This is a genomic window from Longimicrobium sp. (genome assembly GCF_036554565.1).
Classification (GTDB): Bacteria; Gemmatimonadota; Gemmatimonadetes; order Longimicrobiales; family Longimicrobiaceae; genus Longimicrobium.
In genome coordinates, this window is the sequence record NZ_DATBNB010000593.1 from 1 (window position 1) to 2,921 (window position 2,921).

Here is a 2,921-nt window from a genome sequence, read left to right on the forward strand (position 1 = left end):
GGTGCCGTTTGCGCCCCGGCGATGCTACATTGCCCGCTCACCCGCGACCGATCCAGATGTTCACGACCGAAACCGATGCCGCCGCGCAGCTTGCGGCCGACGCCGAGGCCCTGCGCTCCGCCGGGCACGACCTGATCGACCGCATGGCCGACTACCTGGCCGGCATCGAGTCGCGCCCGGTATCCACCCCGCTTTCCCCCGCCGAGCTGGAGCGCCGCTTCGACGAGCCGCTCCCGCGCGAGGGGCGCCCGGCCGGCGAGGTGTGGGACGACGTGTGGCGCGACGTGGTGGGCAACGCCATCCACTTTGCCCATCCCATGTACATGGGCCACCAGGTGGCCCCGCCCCTCCCCCACGCCGTGCTGGCCGACACGCTGGCGAGCCTTCTCAACCAGTCGCTCGCCGTGTGGGAGATGTCGCCCACGGGCACGCTGGTGGAAGAGCGCGTGGTGCGCTGGCTGGCCGACGCGCTCGGGTTCCCCGCCTCCTCAGCGGGAACGCTGGTGTCCGGCGGCAGCGTGGCCAACCTCACCGGGCTGCTCGCCGCCCGCGAGGCGCGCTTTCCCGGCTGCTGGACGGACGGCGTGGCGCGCACGGCAGACGCTGAGCGGGCGGTGCTCCTCGTCTCCGAGCACTCGCACTACTCCGTGGAGCGGACGGCGGGGCTGATGGGGCTGGGCAGCCAGTCCGTCATCGGCGTGGGCGAGCGCGACGGCAAGATGTGCCCCACGGAACTCGAAGGGGCGATCGACGACCTGCGCCGCGAGGGGCGCATCCCCTTCGCCGTCTCCGCCACGGCCGGTGCGACGGCGATGGGCCTCTTCGATCCCCTGGACCAGATCGCCGACGTCTGCCAGCGCGCGGGGGTGTGGATGCACGTGGACGGCGCGCACGGCGCCTCGTTCGTGATGTCGGACACGCTCCGCCACCTGGTGCACGGCATCGAGCGGGCGGATTCCGTGGCCTGGGACCCTCACAAGATGCTGTGGATGCCCATGTCCACCGGCGCCGTGCTGGTGCGCGACGGCCGGCACCTGGAAGCCGCGTTCCGCCAGAAAGCGCCCTACCTCTTCCACACCCGCCCCGGCGAGGACCGCTGCCGCGACGCGGGGCGGATGACGCTGCAGTGCACGCGGCGCTTCGACGCGCTGAAGCTGTGGGTGGCGCTGCGCCACTACGGCGCCGACCACTTCGCCGGCCTGCTGGAGCGCACCACCGCCACCGCGCGCTCCCTGCAGGACAAGCTGGCCGCCGCCCCGGACTTCGAGCCCATGCACGCGGTGGAAAGCAACATCCTCTGCTTCCGCCACCTGCCGGAATCCGTCCGTGCGATGACGGATGGCGAGGCCGACGCGTTCCAGGCCGAGCTCCGCGCGCGCCTGAATGCGTCGGGCCGGGGATGGATCACCACGACGGTGCTCAACGAACGACGGGTGCTGCGTGTCACTCTCATGAACCCGCGCACCGGCGAAGCGCACCTGGAACGGCTGATGGAGGCGCTCCGGGAGATCGGCCGCGAGCTCGGGGCGGCGTGAGCCGTCGGGGGACCGCTGTGTCCCCCACCGCTGGCGGGTTGCGAACCCCGGCACCGGAAAGAAAATGAATCCCCCCGCGCCTGTCGCGGCGTATTCCTCGTAGTCGTCGAGGTCTCGCACACAAGGGACAGATGGTCGGGCAGGACGTAGTGGCGCGAGGCATGCGAAGGGAAGCGCGCTCCATCCGGTGGCGCGGTACCCGAGCACGCACTTTCATGAGCACAGCCCAACCTCCTCGCAGGCCGGCGAGCGAATCCCCCGCTCGTCCGCTGCATCTCGTCACGCCCGAAGGCGACGACGACCTGCGCCTCGTGGAGCGGATCCGCCAGCGCGACGAGGCTGCGTTCGCGGCGGTGTACGACCGCTGGTCGGACCGGGTGTACGCGGTGGCCTTTCACCTGGTGGGCAACCGCGACGACGCCGAAGAGGTGGTGGAAAAGACGTTCAGCCAGGTGTGGGCCGAGGCCGACCGCTACCACGACGGGCGGGGCTCCGTGGAGGCGTGGATCATCCTCATGGCCCGCAGCCGCGCGCTGGACCGGCTTCGGCTGCTCAAGTCGCGGAGCAAGCGCGAGGAGCGCCTGGACGAGCGGGCCGCGGGCGAGCTCGCGGGCGAGGGCGAGTCGCCGCTGCAGGGCGCCGCCGCGGGCGAACGCCGCGAGATCGTGGACCGGGCCGTGTCGCGCCTTCCGGGCGACCAGGAGCGGGTGGTGCGGATGACCTTCTTCGAGGGGCTGACGCAGCGGGAGATCGCGCACGAGCTGGGAGTACCGCTGGGAACAGTCAAGACGCGCGCGCGCCTGGCGTTTCCCAAGCTGCGAACCCTGCTTTCCGGCCTGCGGGAGCCGGGATGATCACGGAAAACGATCACGCCCGCTGGCGCGCCCTGATGAATGCCGGCCGTCCCGAGGCACTGTCGGACGACGAGCTGGACGGGATGCTGGCGCACGCGGACGAATGCGAAGATTGCGCCCCCGCTCTCCGCGACTTCGCCGCCCGGGCGCTCGCCGCCCAGGCTCCGGCCGTGCGGATGGAGCCCGCGCGGGCGGCGGACGTCCGTCGCCGCGTCCTCGGGGGGACCGCTTTCCGGTCCGCGGAGCCGCGCGCGCGAAGGGGGGGCACCGCGGCCGCCTATCCGGGAGGATGGCTGGCCGCCGCAGCGCTCGTCGTCGCCCTGCTGACGCACCACGCCTTTCACGAACCGCTGGAGGCCGGCTGGCTGGCCGCCGCGCTCTTCGCGCTGCTGGCGCTGGGGCTGGGCTACTACGCCATGCAGCAGCGCCGCCGGATGGCAGACCTGCAGCACCGGCTGGACACGTCCGACGGGTCCGACCGGCCGCGTTGAGTCCCGTCGGAGCACACGAGCAGAGGGGCGGACCGGCATCG

Annotated in this window: 3 protein-coding genes; all 3 read left to right on the forward strand. The window is 72.2% G+C overall.

Annotated features, from left to right (window positions below; all coding sequences use genetic code 11):
• Positions 1–56 precede the first annotated feature (56 nt).
• A complete protein-coding gene (locus VIB55_RS16325) occupies positions 57–1,535 on the forward strand; it encodes a pyridoxal phosphate-dependent decarboxylase family protein (protein ID WP_331877729.1) in 1,479 nt (492 codons plus the stop codon).
• A 215-nt stretch (positions 1,536–1,750) separates the two neighbouring features.
• Complete coding sequence (locus VIB55_RS16330; RefSeq protein WP_331877730.1) at positions 1,751–2,389, forward strand: RNA polymerase sigma factor; 639 nt, start codon at positions 1,751–1,753, stop codon at positions 2,387–2,389.
• The gene (locus tag VIB55_RS16335) at positions 2,386–2,880 is read left to right on the forward strand and encodes a hypothetical protein (protein WP_331877731.1); all 495 of its coding nucleotides are present in this window, start codon (positions 2,386–2,388) and stop codon (positions 2,878–2,880) included. The genes VIB55_RS16330 and VIB55_RS16335 overlap by 4 nt, the downstream gene beginning before the upstream one ends.
• Positions 2,881–2,921: the final 41 nt, after the last annotated feature.

Bases quoted from the DNA above. Each gene is read 5' to 3' on its own strand.
- VIB55_RS16325 (WP_331877729.1), top strand. From the start codon at position 57: ATGTTCACGACCGAAACCGATGCCGCCGCGCAGCTTGCGGCCGACGCC.
- VIB55_RS16330 (WP_331877730.1), top strand. From the start codon at position 1,751: ATGAGCACAGCCCAACCTCCTCGCAGGCCGGCGAGCGAATCCCCCGCT.
- VIB55_RS16335 (WP_331877731.1), top strand. From the start codon at position 2,386: ATGATCACGGAAAACGATCACGCCCGCTGGCGCGCCCTGATGAATGCC.